Origin of the sequence: Roseomonas aerilata DSM 19363 (genome assembly GCF_000711725.1) — a bacterium.
In the GTDB taxonomy this organism is placed as follows: Bacteria; Pseudomonadota; Alphaproteobacteria; order Acetobacterales; family Acetobacteraceae; genus Roseomonas; species Roseomonas aerilata.
Map to the genome: position 1 here is coordinate 230,408 of NZ_JONP01000004.1, position 19,355 is coordinate 249,762.

General features: G+C 72.5%; 20 protein-coding genes. 6 read left to right on the plus strand and 14 right to left on the minus strand.

Annotation, left to right across the window (positions count from 1 at the left end; genetic code table 11):
- Positions 1-88: 88 nt before the first annotated feature.
- Positions 89-1,258 carry a multidrug effflux MFS transporter gene (locus BO39_RS06850; RefSeq protein WP_043831511.1) on the minus strand — a complete coding sequence of 390 codons (1,170 nt, stop codon included), beginning with the start codon at positions 1,256-1,258 and terminating at the stop codon, positions 89-91.
- Positions 1,259-1,425: 167 nt separating this feature from the next.
- Here BO39_RS06850 and BO39_RS06855 point away from each other — a divergent pair, with 167 nt between their 5' ends.
- Positions 1,426-1,872, plus strand: a complete 447-nt coding sequence (locus tag BO39_RS06855) for a hypothetical protein (protein WP_043831316.1) — start codon at positions 1,426-1,428, stop codon at positions 1,870-1,872.
- 45 nt (positions 1,873-1,917) lie between these two features.
- Here the strand turns inward: BO39_RS06855 and BO39_RS06860 are convergent, their stop codons facing one another.
- From BO39_RS06860 to BO39_RS06870, 3 genes are all read right to left on the minus strand, one after another.
- Positions 1,918-2,511: a YcbK family protein gene (locus BO39_RS06860; RefSeq protein ID WP_043831320.1), complete on the minus strand. Its 594-nt coding sequence runs from the start codon at positions 2,509-2,511 to the stop codon at positions 1,918-1,920.
- Positions 2,511-4,052: a L,D-transpeptidase family protein gene (locus BO39_RS06865; RefSeq protein ID WP_052401702.1), complete on the minus strand. Its 1,542-nt coding sequence runs from the start codon at positions 4,050-4,052 to the stop codon at positions 2,511-2,513. Before BO39_RS06865 ends, BO39_RS06860 begins: the two co-directional genes overlap by 1 nt.
- A 64-nt stretch (positions 4,053-4,116) precedes the next feature.
- Positions 4,117-4,347: a hypothetical protein gene (locus tag BO39_RS06870; protein WP_043831322.1), complete on the minus strand. Its 231-nt coding sequence runs from the start codon at positions 4,345-4,347 to the stop codon at positions 4,117-4,119.
- A gap of 244 nt (positions 4,348-4,591) precedes the next feature.
- Here BO39_RS06870 and BO39_RS32465 point away from each other — a divergent pair, with 244 nt between their 5' ends.
- Both BO39_RS32465 and BO39_RS06880 read left to right on the plus strand, forming a co-directional pair.
- Complete coding sequence (locus BO39_RS32465) at positions 4,592-6,301, plus strand: hypothetical protein (protein ID WP_043831324.1); 1,710 nt, start codon at positions 4,592-4,594, stop codon at positions 6,299-6,301.
- A gap of 59 nt (positions 6,302-6,360) precedes the next feature.
- Positions 6,361-7,080, plus strand: a complete 720-nt coding sequence (locus BO39_RS06880) for a DUF1028 domain-containing protein (RefSeq protein ID WP_043831326.1) — start codon at positions 6,361-6,363, stop codon at positions 7,078-7,080.
- Between the two features lie 12 nt (positions 7,081-7,092).
- Here the strand turns inward: BO39_RS06880 and BO39_RS29705 are convergent, their stop codons facing one another.
- From BO39_RS29705 to minC, 4 genes are all read right to left on the minus strand, one after another.
- A complete protein-coding gene (locus tag BO39_RS29705) occupies positions 7,093-9,480 on the minus strand; it encodes a putative bifunctional diguanylate cyclase/phosphodiesterase (RefSeq protein ID WP_052401704.1) in 2,388 nt (795 codons plus the stop codon).
- A 97-nt stretch (positions 9,481-9,577) separates the two neighbouring features.
- A complete protein-coding gene (minE, locus tag BO39_RS06890; protein ID WP_043831328.1) occupies positions 9,578-9,859 on the minus strand; it encodes a cell division topological specificity factor MinE in 282 nt (93 codons plus the stop codon).
- The gene (minD, locus tag BO39_RS06895) at positions 9,856-10,674 is read right to left on the minus strand and encodes a septum site-determining protein MinD (protein WP_043831330.1); all 819 of its coding nucleotides are present in this window, start codon (positions 10,672-10,674) and stop codon (positions 9,856-9,858) included. The genes minE and minD overlap by 4 nt, the downstream gene beginning before the upstream one ends.
- A gap of 106 nt (positions 10,675-10,780) precedes the next feature.
- The gene (gene minC, locus BO39_RS06900) at positions 10,781-11,500 is read right to left on the minus strand and encodes a septum site-determining protein MinC (RefSeq protein WP_052401706.1); all 720 of its coding nucleotides are present in this window, start codon (positions 11,498-11,500) and stop codon (positions 10,781-10,783) included.
- A gap of 155 nt (positions 11,501-11,655) precedes the next feature.
- Between minC and BO39_RS06905 the strand changes: the two genes are divergently transcribed.
- The gene (locus BO39_RS06905; protein ID WP_043831334.1) at positions 11,656-12,099 is read left to right on the plus strand and encodes an acyl-CoA thioesterase; all 444 of its coding nucleotides are present in this window, start codon (positions 11,656-11,658) and stop codon (positions 12,097-12,099) included.
- Here the strand turns inward: BO39_RS06905 and BO39_RS06910 are convergent.
- The 3 genes from BO39_RS06910 to BO39_RS06920 all read right to left on the minus strand — a co-directional run bounded on the left by BO39_RS06910 (position 12,096) and on the right by BO39_RS06920 (position 14,371).
- Positions 12,096-12,278: a hypothetical protein gene (locus tag BO39_RS06910; protein WP_043831335.1), complete on the minus strand. Its 183-nt coding sequence runs from the start codon at positions 12,276-12,278 to the stop codon at positions 12,096-12,098. The two genes, BO39_RS06905 and BO39_RS06910, sit on opposite strands and share 4 nt — an antisense overlap.
- A 10-nt stretch (positions 12,279-12,288) precedes the next feature.
- The gene (locus BO39_RS06915) at positions 12,289-13,371 is read right to left on the minus strand and encodes an ABC transporter ATP-binding protein (protein ID WP_043831337.1); all 1,083 of its coding nucleotides are present in this window, start codon (positions 13,369-13,371) and stop codon (positions 12,289-12,291) included.
- Positions 13,372-13,435: 64 nt separating this feature from the next.
- Complete coding sequence (locus tag BO39_RS06920) at positions 13,436-14,371, minus strand: 2-hydroxyacid dehydrogenase (RefSeq protein WP_052401708.1); 936 nt, start codon at positions 14,369-14,371, stop codon at positions 13,436-13,438.
- 283 nt (positions 14,372-14,654) lie between these two features.
- On the opposite strand from BO39_RS06920, the gene BO39_RS32470 reads away from it, so the two are divergent.
- Positions 14,655-14,825: a hypothetical protein gene (locus BO39_RS32470; RefSeq protein ID WP_156963539.1), complete on the plus strand. Its 171-nt coding sequence runs from the start codon at positions 14,655-14,657 to the stop codon at positions 14,823-14,825.
- Positions 14,826-14,910: 85 nt separating this feature from the next.
- A complete protein-coding gene (locus BO39_RS06925) occupies positions 14,911-16,467 on the plus strand; it encodes a sensor domain-containing phosphodiesterase (RefSeq protein ID WP_156963541.1) in 1,557 nt (518 codons plus the stop codon).
- Between the two features lie 15 nt (positions 16,468-16,482).
- On the opposite strand, the gene BO39_RS06930 is transcribed toward BO39_RS06925, so the two are convergent.
- The 3 genes from BO39_RS06930 to dctP are packed head-to-tail and all read right to left on the minus strand — an operon-like array spanning position 16,483 to position 19,306.
- A complete protein-coding gene (locus tag BO39_RS06930) occupies positions 16,483-17,763 on the minus strand; it encodes a TRAP transporter large permease (RefSeq protein ID WP_043831340.1) in 1,281 nt (426 codons plus the stop codon).
- Positions 17,764-17,769: 6 nt separating this feature from the next.
- Positions 17,770-18,303: a TRAP transporter small permease gene (locus BO39_RS06935; protein WP_043831342.1), complete on the minus strand. Its 534-nt coding sequence runs from the start codon at positions 18,301-18,303 to the stop codon at positions 17,770-17,772.
- Between the two features lies 1 nt (position 18,304).
- The gene (dctP, locus tag BO39_RS06940; RefSeq protein WP_043831343.1) at positions 18,305-19,306 is read right to left on the minus strand and encodes a TRAP transporter substrate-binding protein DctP; all 1,002 of its coding nucleotides are present in this window, start codon (positions 19,304-19,306) and stop codon (positions 18,305-18,307) included.
- Positions 19,307-19,355: the final 49 nt, after the last annotated feature.

Here is a 19,355-nt window from a genome sequence, read left to right on the forward strand (position 1 = left end):
GCCCGCTATCTGGCGAGAATGGCGCCCCGCTGCAACGCATAAGGCCGCAACCCCCGGGAACGCGGCGCACAGGGCTCGGCCACGCCGCTCAGCCGTAACGCCGCCGCAACTGGTTGAGCCCCAGCGCCATCACCGCGCCGAACAGGATCACCAGCGTCACCGGCAGCGGCGTTCCATCGGCAAAGATCCCCACCCCCATGCTGCCGAGCGCCGCGACGGAGAACTGCATCGTCCCCAGCAGGGCCGAGGCAGTGCCCGCTCGCTGCCCGTGCCGCGCCAGCGCTCCCACGGCCGAATTCGGCAGCACGAGGCTGCTCGAACTCAGCAGGAGCACCACGGGCGGGAAAACACCCCAGATCCCACCCCAGCCGGTCACCGCGCAGACCACCAGCAGCACCGAAGCCGCGAGAACCCCGAGCGTGGCCGCCGTCAGCACCCGCCCCGGCCGGAAGCGCGCGGCCAGCATCGGATTGAGCTGCGCCCCCCCGATGAACCCCGCCGCCGAGGCCCCGAAGATCACCGCGAACTGGCCCGGCGTGATCCCGAAATGCTCGATGTAGATGGCCGGCGCCCCGCTGATATAGGCGAAGACGCAGAACATGACGGCCGAGCCCAGCAGCGCGTGGGTAACGAAAACCGGCTCCGACAGCACGCGCCAGTAGCCCCGGAACAGCGCGAAGAAGCCCAGCCGCAGCCGCCGCTCCACCGGCAGCGTGTCCGGCAGCAACCGCCAGACGAGAAAGCAGGACAGCGCGCCGTAGAACGCCATCACCCAGAAGATCGAGCGCCACCCGGCCACCCCCAGCAGCAGCCCGCCGAGCGAGGGCGCGAGGATTGGCGCCGCCCCCATGACGAGGATCAGCCGCGACATCAGCCGCGCCGCCTCCAGCCCCGTCGCCATGTCGCGCACGATAGCCCGCGGAATAACGGCACTCGCCGAGGCGCCGAAGGCCGCCAGGCCCCGGAACACCGCGAGCCAGCCCATATCGGGCGCCAGCGCGCAGCCGATGGAGGCAGCGGTATAGACCAGCGTGCCTACCATCAGCGGCCCCCGCCGCCCGAAGCGGTCGGCCAGGCTGCCCTGCGTCACCTGCCCCACGGCGAGCCCGATGAACCAGGTGGCCAGCGTCACCTGCGCGCTGCCCGCGCCCGTCTGGAACTCCGCCTCCAGCGTCGGGAAGGCCGGGAGATACATGTCCGTGGAGATCGGGTTGATCGCCGTGAGGAAGCCAAGCAGCAGGGGAAGCCAGGACGGCATGGGATCCTTCATCCGGTCTGGGCGTCATTGCTGCGCCGCAGCAGGGCACTTGGAAAGCCCATTTTTCCGCATGGCGCCCCATCCTCCGCCGACCGGTGCCGCATCTGTCTTGCGAACGATTATCATTATCGCCAAACTCCGGCCGCGTCCCCACAGGAGAATCACCCATGACCACCCGCGGCCTTCCCACCTGGCCCTGGAGCGGCGCCGCCCCGGAGGACCTCCCCCCGGCCGAGTCCGTCCTCCTGGATGCCGCCCGCGGCTGGGTCGAGGCCACGCGCGAAGGACGCCCTCCGCTTCCCGCCCTGCGCCTGCCCCTGGCCACGGAGGGAATCGAGGCCGCCGCCCCCGTGCTCGAAGCGGTCCTGCGCGGCCTCGCCTGTCCGGGATCCATGGGCTGCCGCCTCTGCCCGCGCCTCACGCCGGCCGAATCGGCGCTGCTGATGGGCCTCGCCCTCGCCCAGCGCGCCACCCGCCGGGAAGCGCTCGCGGGTTTTCTGCGCCTGGCGCCCCCGGCCGCGGCCTACTCGGCCCTTGGCCCGGCGCTGACGGTCGGCCTCATGCTCCGCCGCGCCGGCCTGCTTCTCGCGAACCCGCTGCGCACCGAATCCTGAGCGCGCGCACCGCGCCGCCGGTCATCACCGGCGGCGCGTCGAGCTTCACCAGCGGCGGGACTGCCCGCAGTCGAGATGGACGAAGCCGTCGCGCCGATAGAGCCCGACGCCGCCCAGCCCCATCGTCGCCGCCAGCCGCGCCATCCCCATGGACTCGCGCCCGGGCAGCCGCATGTCGCCGGCCATGCCCGACATGTGCAGCGACACCGTCGAGACCCGCGAGTTGCGCCGGTCCAGCGCCGCGTTCGTCTCGGGTGCGCGGTAGCCGCTGATCACCTCGAAGGCCTCGGTCGCCTCCATCCGCGCGGCAACGGCGTTCATCACGTCGAAAAGCCGCGGGTCCATCGGCGTCACCTCCTCGCGCGAGAGGTCGCGGAAAACCCAGTCGAGCTTGCTCAGCGCGTCCGCCACGTAGCGCCCGTCGGCGAAATAGACGCCCGAGAAGGAATCGCTCGTATAGGCGCGCCGCACCGTCAGCCGCCGGGCGCCGCGCGCCACCTGCGCCTCCGCACCCCCCGGCACCGCCGCACAGGCCATCAGCCCCAGCCCGGCGCCCAGCAGATTGCGCCGCCCGAGCACGCCGCCCGCGCAGCAATCGCAGGCCGGTTCCTTCGGCCGGTTGCCCCCGAACACCCGCATCACCGCGCCGTCCCCATGGCCACCCGCGTTCCCACCCGGTCCATCTCCCGCGCATAGGCGAGATCGAGCCCGTAGATATCCGGCCGCACCCGCGCCTTCCCGCCCTCGACCGTCACGGTGCTGTAGTGCAGCCGCACCGGAAGGCTGCGCCGGAGCGACACGCCCTGGGTCTGGTGGCTGTCATAGGTCCGCTGGATCCGCGCCGAGTCCCAGCCCATTCCCTCGAGCACGACGGCGAGCAGCGCGTCCGGCTGCGCGAGCCGGATGCAGCCCGACGAGAAGGCCCGGTCCGGCCTGTTGAACAGGCCCCGGTCCGGCGTGTCGTGCAGGTAGATGTCGTCGGAGTTTGGCATGATGAACTTGATCCGTCCGAGCGCGTTGCCGTCGCCGGCATCCTGTCGGATGAGGTAGGGAAAACGGTCCGCCCGGACGGCGGACCAGTCCACGGTGGCGGGATCGACCTGCACCCTCTCGCCCCCCACGACGGAGTAGAGGCGAAAGCCCTTCGCGGTCATCCCCGCCGGGTCGCGGCGGAAGCGGGGCAGCAGGTCCTCTCGCGCGTTGCGCTCGGGCACGCCCCAGACTGGGTTGAACTGCACGGTGGTCAGGCGCGCGCGCATCGTCGGCGTCGCCCGCGCGGGCTTGCCGACCACGACGTTCATCTTCAGCAGCGCCCGCTCGCCCTCGAAGACGGTCAGCAGGAACTCGGGGATGTTCACCTCGATGCGGCGCTCCTCGCCCGGCCGCGCCGCGTTGCGCCGCATGTCGAGCGCCGCCCGCAACTGCGCCACCCGCGCCGAGGCCGGGCGGTTCAGCAGCCCCTGGCTGATCGCGCCCACCCGCCCGTCCGGCTCCACCCCGTTCGCCGCCTGCCAGCGCCGCACCGCGGCCTCCAGGGCCGCGTCATAGGTGGCGCCGCCGTCACGCGCCGCGGCCAGCACCGGGTCCTCGGCCCGCAGCCGCGCCCGCAGCAAGGGCACGCGCACCGCATCCACCAGCCCGGGGTCGAGCGTGGAGACCCCCGATGGAATCGGCTGCCACCCGCCGGCCGAGACCATTCCCGCCGCCCGCGCCAGCTCCGCCCGCAGCGCCGTCGCGCCTTCCGGCAGGTCGGCCGCGCGGTCGATCACCCGCGCGGGCTCGGGCGCCCCCACCAGCTCGGCCTGCCAGTGCGCGAAGTCGGCGGCGACCGGATCCCGCAGGATATCGCCCCGTCCCGGCGGCTGCCGCAGCCGGCCGAGAACAAGGTCGCCCATGGCCGCATTCGCCGCGTGGTAGGTCGCCGCATGGAAGGCCGCGGGATCGGAGGTGGCCAGCGCATCCGGCGGAACCGCGTAGGCGGCCGGATCCAGCCCCTCCGCCGCCAGGCGCCGCAGCCGCGCCGCCAGCCGATAGACCGACTCCCAGCCCTGCGGCCCCGGCCCGGCCGGCTGCACGGGCGGCGTCTCCGCCGCGTCGGCCGCCGTCGCGGCGAACTGCGCGCGGCCGATCGCGGGCAGAAGTCCGGCCATCAGGCCGCCGAGGGCATCGCGTCTGCGCATGGCGGAGGCATAGCCCCCAAGACGGCGCGATGCCAGCCGAATGCGCGCCCGGACAGCACGCTGTTCAGGGCGAAATAAGCCACCCGATCAGCATGATGACGGCGGCGGCGATGAGGATCGCCTTCACGAGGGTCCACCACTCCCCCCGCTTGTCCGTCACCTCCTCGGGATGGGCCACCCCGCGCGGCGCGCGATGGGGCCGCTCGGCCATTCCAGGCGGCGCCGCGACGTTGCTGCGCTCGGCCACCGCGTCGCGCAGGATCTCATCCCTGCTTCGGACCGGATCCTCGGGCATGCTGCTTCCTTCCCGATTCGGGCTCGCGGCCCGTTCATCCAAAAAGATAGCCCGGCCCTCGCCGCGTTCCGGCCGCTTCCAGGAGAACCCCGGGGACTCGCGCAACGGGATGGGGCCCCGCGACGCGTAATGGACCCCAAAGCGCGCAGGTGATCCAGCGACCACCTCGGAGCGAAGCCTGCCCGCGATGGTTTTCGACCCGCACCCGCTTGATCCGGCCGCGCAACCCCGCAACCCTGGCCGAATGTCATGGCAAGACCCCGGCAGCGATCAGGCCCATAGCTGGGCGGGCGTCACCCGTTTCCTGGAGGGGCGCATCCCGCCGGGCGGAAAGGTCGTCGCGCCCGATGCGCTGGCCGCGGTGCTCGGCCCCCTTTCGCCACCCGACCCGGCGGACCTGCCGGACTGGGCCGTCGTCTCCCTCGCCGAGGCCGACGCCCTCCCGCCTGCCCTCCTGCGCCGCCTGCTCGCGGAAACCACGCCCGTCTTCGCCGACGATGCCCACGTCGTCTTTGCCCGCCGCCCGACCTTCGGCCTGCCCAACCTGCGCGGCGCGGCGGCGGTGCGAAGCCTCGCCGCGCGCCCCGCAGACAAGCTGCCGGCGCCGAAGGGAGTGGGCCTTCCAACCGCCACGCCACCCGGCGCGGGCCGCCCGGCCTTCCCGCCCGCCCTGGGCCTCCCCCCGGCGGCACCCGGCCACCCGCCGGGCCTTCCCCTGGGCCGCCCCCCTCTGCCCGCGTCGCTTCCGCCTCGTCCGGTGCCCTTCGCGCCCTCCGCCCCTGCGGAGGAACGCTTCGCACCGGAGCCCCCGCCCTTCCCTGCTCCCGGCGTGGAGGAACGGTTCGAAACGATTCCCCCGCCTTTCGACCCGCCACCCTTCCCGGCCCCGAGCGCGGAGGAACGCTTCGTGCCAGTGCCGCCGCCCTTCCCTGCTCCCACCACGGAAGAGCGCTCCCAGCCGGAACCGCCGCCCTTCGAGTTGCCGCCCCTCCCGTCGCCGGTCGCCGAGGAGCACCCGGCCTCAGTTCCCGTGCCCCTTGATGCGCCGCACTTAGCCGCCCCGCCCGCGGCCGTGGAGGCTGCCGCGCTCTCGGCTCCGCCGCCGGTCCTCCCAACCGCCGCCGCGCCCGCCGAGGCGGATCGCTCCGCGCCTCATCCACTGGCTCTCGAGCCGGCAGCTCTCCCCCACCCCGTCACGGCCGCAAAGAAGCCCCCCGCGATCGAACCACCGCCCGCCCCCACGGGGGCGGAGCCAGCCGCGCCGGCCGTCGAACCAGTTCCGGCACCGAACGACCCACCGCCCGCCCCAACGCCGCCGGCCGGGCCGCCCGCCCGCATCCCCGCTGCCCCCGCAAGTCCGCCCCAGCCCGCCCTCAACGCCCCGCCCTCGAAGGGCGGCCCAGGCTGGGGCGGCCTCCCGCTGCGCGTCGGAGCACTTCTCGGGCCGCTTCACGGCCGCCGCGTCGGCGCGGCCGGGGCGCATGCGAACGGCACCGCCATGGCCCTTGCCGCCGCCTCGCTCCCACCCGCCGCCATGCTCTTCAGCGCCGCCGGGGACCTGCCGGAGGCCGCGCTCGACGCCGCCCTTCTCCTCGCGGAGGACGCGCCGGGCGCCGAGGCCGCGAGGATCGCCCGCCTGTTGCGCCCCGGTGGCCTTGCCCTGCTGGTGGCGGAGAACGCCGGTTCGCTCGGCCGCCGCCTCGCCGCTGCTCTCGGCCGCCCCGTCCCGCCCGGCGGGAGCACGGCGGAGGCCCTGCGCGGGGCGGCCCATGCCGCCGGCCTCCAGCCGCTGCGCCTCGAAGGCCACCTGCTCGACGCCTGGCGCGCCACCGCCGACGCGCCGCCCTACGGGCTCGGCCCGATGGATGCCGCCGCCGCGCTGCTCGAGGAGGCCGGACAGGACGCCGGCCCCCGCCACGCCGCTTGGCTCCTCCTTCTCGCCCGCAAGCCCTGATGGCCGGATAGGCCTGCTCGTGTAGTCTGCGCGCCGAGAACGGAGGGAAGGCCCGGCGCATGACCTGGTCCATCGTCGCCCACGACCCCGCCACGGGCGCCTTCGCCGTGGCCGTCACCACCTGCAGCTTCGCGGTCGGCGCCTCCTGCCCGCATGTCCGAGCCGGGGTCGGCGCCGTCTCCACCCAGTCCTTCACCAACCGCTATCTCGGCCCCGCCGTCCTCGACGGCATGGCGCGCGGCCTGCCGCCGGGCGCCGCGATCGAGGGCGCACTGGCCGGCGACGAGGGCCGTCACCTCCGCCAGGTGCATGCCGTGGACCGCTTCGGCCGCAGCGCCGCCTTCACGGGCGCGAACTGCGTCGAATGGGCCGGCGACCGCGCCATGGCCGGCTTCTCGGTTGCCGGGAACATGCTGGCGGGCCCGGCCGTGGTGAACGACACCGTCGCCGCCTTCACGATCAACGCGGACATGCCCCTGCCCGAGCGCCTCTCCCTCGCCCTCGACGCCGGCGAGGCCGCGGGGGGCGACCGCCGCGGCCGCCAGTCCGCCGCCATGCGGCTGGTCACGACCGAGGACTTCCCCGACCTCGACATCCGCGTGGATGACCACCCCGAGCCACTGGCCGAACTGCGCCGCCTCCTGGCCATCTGGCGCCGCGACCGCGCGCCCTTCCTCGACCGCCAGCCGCGCAAGGGAAACCCCAGCGGCATCGCCGACATGGAGGCGATCGAGGCCGCCTGGACAGCGGCCGGCCTCGACCTCCGCTTCAGGCGCTAGGCACAACGGCGCTCACGCCGCCCGCGCCCCGCTCAGCCCGGCCTGGGCCCGGAACTCCGCCGCCGACATGGGCTTGCCGAAGAGATAGCCCTGCGCCTCCTCGCAGCCCTCCGCACGCAGCATGGAGAGCTGCCCCTCCTCCTCCACGCCCTCGGCATTGGTGATCACGTCCAGCGCGCTGCCCAGCGCGATCACCGCCCGCAGCAGCGCCACCGCCTTGGGGTCCTTCTCCAGATGCCGGATGAAGGAACGGTCCACCTTGATCTTGTCGAAGCGAAAGCGCTGCAAGGTCGCGAGGGAGGAATATCCAGTCCCGAAGTCATCCATCGCCAGCCGCACCCCGAGGCTCCGCAGGCGCGACAGGATGGCCAGCGTCTCCGCCGTGTTCGTCAGCATCGTCGCCTCGGTGATCTCCAGCTCCAGCCGTTCGGGCGGCAGGCCGGAGCGGGAGAGCGCGCGCTCGACCGTCCCGACGAAGCCCGCCTGCCGCACCTGGATGGGTGAGACGTTCACGGCCAGATGCAGCCCGCCCCAGCTCCGCGCCACCTGGCAGGCCTCCTCCAGCACCCAGGCGCCGATCGGCACGATCAGCCCGGTTTCCTCCGCCAGCGGGATGAAGATGTCGGGCCCGATCAGGCCGCGCTGCGGATGGTACCAGCGCAGCAGCGCCTCCGCCCCCTTGATCCGCCGCGTGGCCGTCGAGACCTGCGGCTGGAACAGGATGGTCAGCTCCTGCCGCTCCATCGCCATGCGCAGGTCCGCGATCAGCGCCCGCCGCGTGCGCAGCCGCTCGTCCATGCCGGGCTCGAAGATCCGCAGGCAGGACCCACCCGCCGCCTTCGCCTGGTAGAGTGCCAGGTCGGCATCCTGCAGCAGGGCTTCCGGACGGTCATCGAAGCTGTTCGGCGGCAGCACCGCCGCCCCGATCGAGAGCCCGATCGCCCGATGCTCCGGCCCAACGGGCACCGGGTCCTCCATCGCGGCCAGCAGCCGCGCCGCGAAGGCTGAGAGCGCCGCAGGCCCGTCAAGCCCGGGCGCCACGAGCACGAACTCGTCGCCCCCGATCCGGGCCAGCGTGTCGGTCGCGCGCAGGCATCCCCGCAGCCGCGCGGCCACCACCCGCAGCACCTCGTCGCCCGCCGCATGGCCGAGCGTGTCGTTCACCTCCTTGAAGTGGTCGAGATCCATGGCGAAGACGACCAGCCCCATGCCGTCGCGCCGCGCCGCGGCGAAGGCCAGCTCCAGCCGGTCGCCCATCAGAGCGCGGTTGGGCAGGCCCGTCAGCCCGTCGAAGTTGGCGAGCCAGCGCAGGCGCTCCGATAGCCGGGTGCGCTCGGCGGCGGCATCGCGGAAGGTGGTGCAGGCCTCGGTGAGCTCGATCAGCTCCCGCGAGGCGCCGCGTGGGGGCCGCGGGATCTGCACGGCGGCATCGCCCTGGCCAAGCCGGCTCAGCGCCTCCGTCAGCGCGGCGAGCATGGCGGCCAGGCGCCGCGCTGCAAGGACCGTGACGGCCCCGAGCACCACGAGCACGGCCGCCGCCACGCCGCCGAGAACCCGGAACCGCCGCTCGATGGCCGCGAGGCCGGGTTCGGCTGGCCGCAGCAGCAGCGCGGCGCGCGGCGGCGGCACCGTTGCCAGCCGGGCTGCCGCGCCGAGCACCCCCTTCCGCGCGGCCGGGCCGTCGAGCGGAACGAGGGCCGCGATGAGGTCACCGTGCTCGGCGGTCAGGAACCCGGTGGCTGCCCGTCGCCCTTGCCGGACCATCTGCCGCCAGGCCGGTGGCAATTCGGGTAGCGTTTCCTCCTCGCCCGGCGGGTCGATCCCCCGGATCACCTCGCCGGAGACGAGCGCGAGCCGGCCCGATGTTCCGAGCATCCGCCTCGCCACCGCGGGGTCGAGAAAGGCGGCCAGGCGCAGTTCCGCCCGTGCGCCGCCCGGAAGGTTGTAGAAGGCCGTGGCACTCGCGACGGCCAGTTCCGGCGCCGGGCTCCCGTGCTGCGCCACCCAGCGCCGCGGGGGGCCGCCCAGGGGTGTTGCCGTAGCCTCCACGGTGCGTATCGCCGGATCGGCGCGGCGCAGGTCGGTCAGCAGCCGCGACAGGAGGTCCGCGCCGGCGGAGGGGTCCTCCGCCCCGGCCGCCAGGGCCAGTTCCTCCCGCAGCAGCCCCTCGCGCGAGAGGACGCCGGCGAGCCCCGCGAGTCCCGACCGGGCCCCCGCCACCTCCGCCTCGAGCCTCGCGGCCGCGGCCCGGAGCGCACCGCCCGCCGCCGGCCCGCCCAGGTCCCGCAGGATCCGCGGCACCCCCACCAGCAGCACCAGCACGCAGATGAGCGAGGGCGCGACCGAGAGGACGATCAGCCGCGCCCGCAAGGTCTGCAAGGGAAAGAGCCGCCCTGCCATTGCCCGATTCCCGTGCCGTTCAGGCAGGGATGGTCGCAGGGCGGCCTTGACCGACGGTTAAGCCTGCCCGCCACCCCCGAGGGGGCGGCGGGGCCCGTCAGGAAGCGTGGCGCACCGGCTCCGGCCCGGGCAGCTCCACCGCGATCGCGAGGGTGGACAGATCGCCCCCGCGCTCGAGCGAGACGTTCACCCGCTCCGGGTCGATCGAGACGTGCCGCGCCACCAGCTCCACGATCTCGCGCTGGAGCTTCGGCAGGAAGTCCTCGCCCTTGCGCGAGATGCGCTCATGCGCGAGGACGATCTGCAGCCGCTCCTTCGCCTGTGGAGCGGTAGCAGGCGCCTCTTCCTTCTTGTCGCGAAAGAAGTTCAGCCAGCTCATGCAGCCCTCCCGCCAAACAGGCGCGAGAAGAAGCCCTTCTTCTCGTAGTCGGTGAAGCGCATCTTCCGGTCCTCGCCCAGGAAGCGGGCGACCGCGTCCTTGTAGGCCTGGCCCGCGGGCGAGGGCTCGTCCAGGATCACGGGATTGCCCGTGTTGGAGGCCTTCAGCACGCTCTCGCTCTCCGGGATCACGCCCAGCAGCGGGATGCGCAGGATGTCCTGGATGTCGTCGAGCTTCAGCATCTCGCCCCGCTCCACCCGGTTCGGGTCGTAGCGCGTGACGAGGAGGTGCTCCTTCACCGGGTCCTTCTTCTCCTCGGCGCGCTTCGACTTCGACTGGAGCACGCCCAGGATCCGGTCGCTGTCGCGGACGGAGGAGACCTCCGGGTTCGTCACCACGATCGCCTGGTCGGCGAAGTAGAGCGCGAGCAGCGCGCCCTTCTCGATGCCCGCCGGGCTGTCGCAGAGGATGTAGTCGAAGTCCTTCGACAGCTCGTCGATGACGGTCTGCACGCCCTCCTTCGTCAGCGCGTCCTTGTCCCGCGTCTGGCTGGCCGGCAGGATCGACAGCGTATCGACCCGCTTGTCGCGGATCAGCGCCTGGCTCAGCCGCGCCTCGCCGCTGATGACGTTCACGATGTCGAACACCACCCGCCGCTCGACCCCCATGATGAGGTCGAGGTTGCGTAGGCCGACGTCGAAGTCGATCACGACCGTCTTCTTGCCGGTCTGCGCCAGCCCTGTCGCGAATGCTGCCGAGGACGTGGTCTTGCCCACGCCCCCCTTGCCCGAAGTCACCACGATCACTTGCGCCATGCGCAGATCTCCGCCCCCTTGAACCCTGGTCCGCCCGGCAGGCCGCGTCTTTCGCACGCCCGGCGAGGCCCCTGCAAAGGGCTTCTCGCCGGAACCTGCGCCCCTCTCAGCCCAGCTTGTCGAACCGCATGCTCTCGCCGATGAGGCAGACCTGAACCGGCCTGCCCAGCGGCGCGTCCCCCAGCCCGTCCCGGACGGCATAGTAGCCGGCGATCGAGACGAGCTCGGGCTCGAAATTCAGCGCGAAGATGCGCGCCGTCCGGTTCTCCGCCCCGCCCGCGATCGCGCGGCCCTTGAGCGTGCCGTAGACATGGACGTTTCCGTCCGCGATCACCTCGGCCCCCGGATTAACCGTGCCGCGAATGATGAGGTCGCAGCCCTGCGCCCAGATCCGCTGCCCCGCGCGCACCGCCTGGTCCACCACCATGGTCGGCTGCCAGCCCGAAGGAGGCGGCGGCAGCTCCGGCACCGGCTGCGGCTCGGGCGCGGGCTCGACGGCCGCGACCGGCGGCGGCACCTCGCCGCCCGCCGCGCGGAGCGGCGGCAGCCCCGCCGCCTGGGCGGCCGCGCGCAGCTCCGTCACCCCGCCCGTGGTGCCGATGGGCGCGATCTGCACCGCACGGAGCTGGGCCGTCAGATGGGCGAAATCCGGCGCCGCGGCGGGGTCGAGGTCATCCAGCCCAAGGACGATCGGGGCATTCCGCAGGAAGCCAGGCGCGCGGCGGAACTGGTCCGCGAGCGCAGGCACGATCACCTCCACCCGCGGGTCCAGCAGGCGCAGGACCAGGAGGTTGAAATTCGCCCCGCGCAGCCGGAACGGCTCCAATCGGGCTTCGGACGCGGGAGAGGACATTCTGAAAAGAAGGTTCCCAGATCGTTAAGTCGCTGGCTCACATTACAGCGAACTCCGCCGCAGGCGAAGCCTTGCATGCCGCTTCTCGCGAAGGGAGTTTGCGCGCCCTACAGCGAAGCGAGCGAGCCATGAGCGAGAGAACGCGCCCCCGGCGGGCCGATTACCGCCATTTCCTGCCCATTCCGACGCGCTGGGGCGACAACGACGCCTACGCGCATATCAACAACACCGTCTATTATTCCTTCTTCGACACCGTCGTCTCGCGCTTCCTCCTCACCTCCGGTGCCATCGACCTCAAGACCTCCCCCGTGATCGGCGTGGTGGTGGAGACCGGCTGCCGCTACCTCGCCCCCGTCTCCTTCCCCGACCTCGTCACCGCCGGCCTGCGCGTCGCCCGCCTCGGCCGCACCTCCATCCGCTACGAGATCGGCATCTTCCGCAACGAGGAGGAAACGGCCAGCGCAGAGGGCCACTTCATCCACGTCTATGTGGACCGCGAGACTCAAACGGTGCCAACCCCGCTCCCCCAGGCGCTCATCGACGCCGTCACGCCCTTGCTGGTCGCGCCCTAGCGCCGCCCCGGCTCCGGCATGAAGCGCACCCCTGCCCGCGCTATCCTGCCGCCGACCGCCGGCAGCGCGTCCACCGCATTCCCGCCGGCGAGCAGCATCTCCGCCCCGGCGCCGGAGGCCAGCAGATGGTTCGTCACCACCATTCCCTTGCGGGCGGTGACAGGATGCTTCTCGGTCATGATCCCCTCCTCATGCCGGGTCCTCCGCCACGGCCACCGCCGCCGCGCGCGGCCAGCCCAGCCGCACCGCCATCCCCTCCGCCGGCATCAACGGGATGCGCCAGGACGGCACCTGCACCTTCAGCACGCCAAGATCCGCCGTCCCAACGGTGATCGAGAACTCGGTGCCGAGATAGGACCAGGCCGCGATCCGCCCCTCCACCACGTTATCCTCCGCCGCCCCCTCGGGCAGCACGGCGATCTTCTCGGGCCGCAGCGAGAGCAGCGCGCGCCCGGGCCGCGCGGCGCCCACCCCCAGCACCCGCGTGCCGCCGCGGCGGAGCACGATGCCAGCCGCATCCCGCTCCGCCTCGCCCTCGATGAAGTTCGACCGGCCGAGGAACCCCGCCACGAAGCGCGTCGCCGGTCGCTCATACAGTTCCCGCGGCGCCCCCACCTGCACCACCCGCCCCTCGTTGAGGATGGCGATCTCGTCGGAGAGGCTCAGTGCCTCCTCCTGGTCGTGCGTCACGTTGATGAAGGTGCGCCCCACCCGCCGGTGCAGCGCCTTCAGCTCGTCCTGCAGCTCCGCCCGCAATTTCTTGTCGAGCGCCGAGAGCGGCTCGTCCAGCAGCAGCAGCGCGGGATCGAAGACGAGCGCCCGCGCCAGCGCCACCCGCTGCTGCTGCCCGCCCGAGAGCTGCCCCGGCCGCCGGTCCGCGAACCTTTCGAGCTGCACGAGATCGAGCGTCGCCCGCACCCGCGCTTCCCGCTCCGCCCGCCCCAGCCGCCGCACCCGCAGCGGAAAGGCGACGTTCTCCGCCACCGTCATGTGCGGGAACAGCGCGTAGCCCTGGAACACTATCCCGAACTCGCGCCGCTCCGGCGGCACGGCCGTGATGTCGCGCCCGTCCAGCAGCACGCGCCCGGCGCTCGGCTCCACGAAGCCCGCGATCATCATCAGGATCGTCGTCTTGCCCGAGCCGGAGGGGCCGAGCAGCGTCAGGAACCGCCCGCTGCCCACCTCCAGCGAGGCCTCCGCCACCGCCACGGAGTCGCCGTAGCGCCGCGAGATCCCCTGCAGAGACAGCGCATGCCCCGCCCGCCCGCTCACGCCGCCAGGCCCCGCCACGGTGCCAGCTTAGGATCGGGCCGCAAGGGCGGCGGAAGAGGCATCGTCAGTAGCCCCGGGCGGGATCGTAGAGGTTGGGCAGCGGGCGGCCCGCCTCGAAGCCGAGAATCGCCTCCGCCACGTAGCGGGCCCTCGCCTCCCGCCGCGCCACGCTCGCGACATGCGGCGTCACCGTGACCTTCGGATGGGACCAGAGCGGGCTCTCGGCCGGAAGCGGCTCGGGGTCGAAGACGTCCAGCACCGCGCCGGAGACCTGCCCGGAATCGAGTGCCGCCACAAGATCCGGCACCACCACATGCCCGCCGCGCGCGGCGTTCACGAAGCCCGCCCCGGGACGCAGCCGCGACAGCAGCCCCGCATTCACGATCCCCGCCGTCTCGGGCGTCGAGGGCAGCAGGCAAACAAGCACGTCCGCGCGCGCGAGGAAGGCATCCAGCTCCCCCGCGCCCGCGAAGCTCTCTACCCCATCCAGCGCCTTGCGGCTCCGCGACCAGCCGATCACGCGGTAACCCAGCCCGCGCAGCATCGGCGCCGCGGCCGCCCCCAGCGAGCCCATTCCCATGATGCCCACCGTCAGGTCGCGCGCCGTATCCTCCCCCACCTTATAGTCCCACCGCCGCTCCGCCTGGGCGATCGCGAAGGTCCGCCCGTGTCGCAGCAGCGTCAGGCAGGCCCAGGCGAGATATTCCCCCATCCTCTGCCCCGGCTCCTCGCCGCCCATGCGCACCAGCGGCACATGGCTCGGCCAGGAGGGGTCGGCCGTGATGTGGTCCACCCCCGCCCCGAGCGAGAAGATCGCATTCAGCCCCGGCAGCCCCGCGAGCCAGCCCGCCGGCGGCCCCCAGGTGAGCACGTAGCGCACCTCCTCCGGCCGTACCTCCGGCGCGTCGAAGGGCCTGGCCACCAGCCCGGGACACATCCCCTCCAGCAGGCCGCACCAGGCCTGGCGCGTCCGCTCGCCCTCCACCCTCACGAGAAGCATCGGCTCAGGCCGAGCCGGAGCCAGAGGGCAAAGGGCAACCGCCCGCCGCTGAACCTTGCGCCATCCATCATCCCCTTCTGCCGGGCCCCGCCTTGGGGCGCCCAAGGCACCGCGCGCAAGCCCCATACCACGGCACCCGCCGGGGCAAGGCACCGCCCAATCATTTCGATATAGGAAATAATGCGTTTTCCGTTGATCAGGGCACTGCGGCAGCGATAGATAGTCACTCACGGTTTCGTGATGTCCACGAGCAACCCGTCAATGCGGTGCAGGCACCCCGACGATGACCCAACCCGACCGGAAGACCACCCGCCACCGCCGCCCGGCCCGCGCCGCGCTCCCCGGTGGGGTTGTCGCCCTTCTCCGCCACCTGATCGCCCAGGCCCGCTACCGGCCGGAGCGCCATTACATGCGCGGCCGCAGCACCGCCCCGCGAGCGACCGGGAACGGTTAACAGGCCGGAAACCATCGCCAGCTAGCCTGTGGGGATGGAGATCCGAGGCGGCACATCCCCCGAAGGCGCACCAGCGGCCCCGCGCATGCTCCGCGAGGATCATCGGGACCGCTTCCTCACCTTTGCCTTCGCTGCCGCCGACCTCCTGGTCGAGACCGGGCCGCACGCCACCATCACCTTCGCCGCCGGCGCGTTCCGCCACCACCTCGGCGAGGCGCCCGAGGCCTTCGTAGGCCGCCCCGTCTACGACCTCATCGCCATCGACGAGCGCGGCGCCCTCCGCATGGCCATGCAGCTCCTCGCGGCCCGCGGGCGCCTGCCGCCCACGGCCATCCGGCTGAACAACGCGGCCGGCACGCCCTTCTCCATCGCTGGCCTCGCCCCCGCGGGCGCGAACGGCCAGTTCTGCCTTACCTTCGGGCCCCTGCCCGCCCCGCCTCGCAGCACGGACCTCGCGGGGGACGCGGCCTTCGCCCAGGCCGCGGCCGGCATGGTGCGGGCTTCGGGGCGCGGCTCCCTCGCCGTCATCGACCTACCGGACGAGGTCCGCCGCGGCATCCCCAGCCGCCCGGAGCTGGAAGGGGAACTCGACGCCGCCGTGCTGGCGGGCTCCGGCAGCGGCTTGGCAGGCCGCCTCTCCCCCGGGCGCTACGGCCTGCTCCTCCCGCGGGAGGCGGACATGCACACCCTCGCCGGCATCACCGCGGGGCTGGAGGCCGCACTTCTCTCGCATGACATCCCCGCGCAGGTGCGGACCGCAACCCTGCCGCTCGACGCCTCCTCCCTGACGCCCGCCCAGGCCACGCGCGCCCTGCGGCAGGCGCTCTCCAACTTCGCCGGCAAGGGCATCGTCGGCATCGCAGAAGGCGGACTGACGGGCGCGCTGCGCGACATCGCCGCCCAGGCCGGCAGCGTGCGCCGCGCCATTGGCGAGCGCCGCTTCGAGCTTCTCTACCAGCCCATCGTGAGCCTGAAGGACCGCCGTATCCATCACCACGAGGCGCTGCTCCGCCCCGCCGGCCTGAACGTTGAGACCTTCATCCGCTGCGCCGAGACCGTCGGCCTGACCGAGGAGGTGGACCTCGCCGTGACCGACCGGGTGCTCGACACCCTGCGCTTCACCCCGGGCGCAAGGATCGCGATGAACATCTCCGGCCTTTCGATGGAAAGCCCGCGCTTCCGCGAAGCCCTGCGGGCCCGTCTCGATGCCCAGAAGAACCTCCTGCCCCGCCTCATGGTCGAGCTGACCGAATCCGCGGAAGTGGAGGACGAGACCGAGGCGCGCGCCACGCTCGACATGCTGCGCGACCGCGGCGTGCCGCTGTGCATCGACGATTTCGGCGCCGGCGCCGCCGCCTTCCGCTACCTCCGCAGCTTCCCCGTGAACTGGGTGAAGGTGGATGGCGCCTATGTGCAGAACGCCGTCCGCAGCGAGCGGGACCGCTCCTTCGTCGCCAGCATGGTGGACCTCAGCCTTGCCGTCGGCGCGCGCGTGATCGCCGAGCAGGTCGAGACGGAGGAGCACGCGGCGGTCATGGCCTCGCTCGGCATCGAGCTCGCCCAGGGCTATCTCTTCGCCCGCCCCGGCAAGCTCCCCGCCTCTTCCGGCGTCAGCGCCCCGGCCCGGCGGCGCGTCGCCTGAGCGGCGCCGCCCGCCTCAGCCCCCGTAGCCCGCTTGGCGCGGCAGCCACAGCGCGATCTCCGGAAAGGCGATCAGCAGCCCCGTCCCCGCCGCCAGCATCAGCATGTAGGGAATGATCGAGCGATTGACCTCGGCCAGCGGCGCCCCGGTGATCGCCTTGATCACCACGAGGTTCATCGCCACCGGCGGGCTGATCAGCGCCATCTCCAGCGAGAGCGTCAGCAGCACCCCGTACCAGACCTTGTCGATCCCGAGCGCCCCCAGCGAGGGCAGGATGGCCGGCATGGTCAGCAGGATGATGGAGAAGCTCTCCAGCACCAGCCCGAGGACGAACAGCAGCACCATCATCGCGACGAGGAAACCGGTGCGCGAAAGGCCCATCTCCGTCACCAGCGCCGCCAGCTCCTGCGGGATGCGCAGCTTCGTCAGCATGTAGCCGTAGACCGCAGCCCCCGCGATGATCATCAGCAGCATCGCGCTCGTCCGCGTCGCGTCCCCAACCCCATCCCAGAGGTCGCGCCAGGTCAGCGTGCGGTAGATGCCGGCCGCGATCAGGATCGCGTAGATCGTGCCCGCCCCCGCCGCCTCGGTAGCCGTGAACACCCCCATGTAGATCCCGCCGAGCACGAAGATCGGCAGCGTCATCGACCAGCCCGCACGCCGCAGCGAGGTGCCGAGCCGCTCCGGCGGCGGCTCGTCCGCCGGCGCCACCGCCCGGCCCTCGGTGATGAACACATAGGCCGCGAAGACGATCGCCATCATCAGCCCCGGCAGCAGCCCCGCGAGGAACAGCGCCCCCACGCTCGTCTCCGTCACGAAGGCATAGAGCACCATCGGCGCGGAGGGCGGAATGAGGATGCCGAGCGTCCCGCCGCCGGCCACCACCCCGAAGGCCCCGCGCCGCGACATGCCGTAGCGCAGCATCTGCGGGATCGCGATCTTGCCGATCGTCAGCGCCGTCGCGACAGACGAACCGCAGATCGCCGCGAAGACCGTGCAGGCCAGCACCGTGGCGATGCCCACCCCGCCCCGCACGTTCCGCAGCATGGCGAAGGCCGCGCCGTAGAGGTCGTTCACCACCCGCCCGCGCACCATCACATGCGCCATCATCATGAAGAGCGGGATGGCCACCAGCAGGTAGCCGTTGAGGTTGCCGATAACGATCTCGCCCAGCGCGGGGACGCCGCCCTCCACCCAGAGCAGCACCGCGAGCGGTAGCAGGAACAGGGCCGCGAACATCGGGATGCCGAGGTAGAGCAGGCCGATCAGCACGGCCATCAACACGAAGAAGAGCATGCCGCGCTACTCCCCGCGCGCCAGCGTGTCGCGCGGCAATTCCTCGTCGCCCGTCGGCAGGTACTCAGGCGTCCCGCCCAGCAGCAGCACCACGAGTTGCGCGAGGGAAACCAGCAGCAGCACCGCCGCCCCCACCGGCAGCAACAGTTGCACCCACCATTCCGGGATCTCGGCCACGTCCGTCACCAGCCCGACCATCCTCGAAAAGGCGACCGTCTCCCACCCCGCCCAGAGCAGGATGCCCGCGACGGCGACGACCGAGGCCGCGCCCACCACATGCGCCGCCCGCGCCAGCCGCGGCCCCATCCGCCCGACCGCGACATCCACCCCGATATGCTCGAAGCGCCGCTGCGCCTCGGGCGCCGCCAGCAGCACGAGGGCCAGCACCAGCCAGCCCGCCACCTTGTCGATCCAGGGCTGCGGCGCGTGGAACACGTAGCGCGCGACCACCGATCCGCCGATCAGCACGAGGCAGACGATCGTCGAGACCGAGGCCAGCCCGTAGACCAGGCGGGAAAGGATGCCGATCGCGCGCCGCACCTCAGACCGCCCGCAGCAGGTCCAGCAGCCGCGGCCCGTTCTCGGGGGCCTGGCGCAGGAAGGCGTCCATCACGGGCTTCTGCATCACGTCGCGCCACGCCGCCACCTGCTCGGGCGTCTGCACGGTGATCGCCATTCCCTTCTCCCGCAGCTCGCCCACGGCGGCCTCGGCGGTGCGGACGGTCACGTCCACCGCCTCCTCCTCGGCCTTGGCCAGCGCCGCCTCGATCACCGAGCGCGCCTCGGGCCGCAGCCCGTCCCACCAGCGCGGGTTGACGTAAACCTGGGTCGAGACACTGAAGAAGGGCGAGACCGTCCCGTATTTCTGCACCTCGTAGAAGCGGCGCGACACGGCGGCCGAAACATCCGTCAGCCCGGCGTCGAGGATGCCCGACTGCAGCGCCCCCACCACCTCCGGTGCCGGCGTCGCGGCGGGAGCCGCGCCCACGGCGGTCAGCGACTGGTCGATCAGCGTGTTGATCCCCCGGATCTTCACGCCCCGGAAGTCCTCGGGGTTGACCAGGGCCTTCCGCCCGGAGGTGAAGATCGCGGAATTGGTGGTGAACAGCCAGGCCACCGAGCGCACCGCCCGCCGCGCCGTGATCCCGTCCAGGAAGCGCCGCGCCTCCGACTTCGGGAAGCGCCGGTTCTGTTCCAGCCCCGTGAAGAAGAAGGGGATCGTCTGGGCCGACATCTCTGGGATGGTGTTGCCCCAGGTGAAGTTGGTGGCCACCGCCGCCTCGAAGGCCCCGCGCGCGACGCCCGGGAAGTTCTCGGCCACCCGCGCCAACTGCTCGGCCGGGAAGACCTGCACGTCCACCGCCCCGTTGCTCCGCGCCTTCACCTCGGCCGCGAAGGCGACCAGCACCTGCGCGATGTGGTGGGAGGGCGGGTACTGGTGCGACAGCCGCATCACCGTCGCCGCCTGCGCCGCCGCGGTGCGGATGGCTGGGGCGGAAACGCCCGCCGCCAGCGGCAGGGCGAGGAGATGGCGTCGGTGCATGGTCTTCCTCCGGGGGATCGTTGCCCCGGGGTTTGCGTCGCGCTCCCCC

Bases quoted from the DNA above. Each gene is read 5' to 3' on its own strand.
- BO39_RS06905 (WP_043831334.1), top strand. From the start codon at position 11,656: ATGAGCGAGAGAACGCGCCCCCGGCGGGCCGATTACCGCCATTTCCTG.
- minD (WP_043831330.1), bottom strand. From the start codon at position 10,674: ATGGCGCAAGTGATCGTGGTGACTTCGGGCAAGGGGGGCGTGGGCAAG.
- BO39_RS06920 (WP_052401708.1), bottom strand. From the start codon at position 14,371: ATGCTTCTCGTGAGGGTGGAGGGCGAGCGGACGCGCCAGGCCTGGTGC.
- BO39_RS06850 (WP_043831511.1), bottom strand. From the start codon at position 1,258: ATGCCGTCCTGGCTTCCCCTGCTGCTTGGCTTCCTCACGGCGATCAAC.
- minE (WP_043831328.1), bottom strand. From the start codon at position 9,859: ATGAGCTGGCTGAACTTCTTTCGCGACAAGAAGGAAGAGGCGCCTGCT.
- BO39_RS06930 (WP_043831340.1), bottom strand. From the start codon at position 17,763: ATGCTCTTCTTCGTGTTGATGGCCGTGCTGATCGGCCTGCTCTACCTC.
- BO39_RS06855 (WP_043831316.1), top strand. From the start codon at position 1,426: ATGACCACCCGCGGCCTTCCCACCTGGCCCTGGAGCGGCGCCGCCCCG.
- BO39_RS06865 (WP_052401702.1), bottom strand. From the start codon at position 4,052: ATGCGCAGACGCGATGCCCTCGGCGGCCTGATGGCCGGACTTCTGCCC.
- BO39_RS06910 (WP_043831335.1), bottom strand. From the start codon at position 12,278: ATGACCGAGAAGCATCCTGTCACCGCCCGCAAGGGAATGGTGGTGACG.
- BO39_RS06925 (WP_156963541.1), top strand. From the start codon at position 14,911: ATGCTCCGCGAGGATCATCGGGACCGCTTCCTCACCTTTGCCTTCGCT.
- BO39_RS29705 (WP_052401704.1), bottom strand. From the start codon at position 9,480: ATGGCAGGGCGGCTCTTTCCCTTGCAGACCTTGCGGGCGCGGCTGATC.
- BO39_RS06870 (WP_043831322.1), bottom strand. From the start codon at position 4,347: ATGCCCGAGGATCCGGTCCGAAGCAGGGATGAGATCCTGCGCGACGCG.
- BO39_RS32465 (WP_043831324.1), top strand. From the start codon at position 4,592: ATGTCATGGCAAGACCCCGGCAGCGATCAGGCCCATAGCTGGGCGGGC.
- BO39_RS06860 (WP_043831320.1), bottom strand. From the start codon at position 2,511: ATGCGGGTGTTCGGGGGCAACCGGCCGAAGGAACCGGCCTGCGATTGC.
- dctP (WP_043831343.1), bottom strand. From the start codon at position 19,306: ATGCACCGACGCCATCTCCTCGCCCTGCCGCTGGCGGCGGGCGTTTCC.
- BO39_RS32470 (WP_156963539.1), top strand. From the start codon at position 14,655: ATGACCCAACCCGACCGGAAGACCACCCGCCACCGCCGCCCGGCCCGC.
- BO39_RS06880 (WP_043831326.1), top strand. From the start codon at position 6,361: ATGACCTGGTCCATCGTCGCCCACGACCCCGCCACGGGCGCCTTCGCC.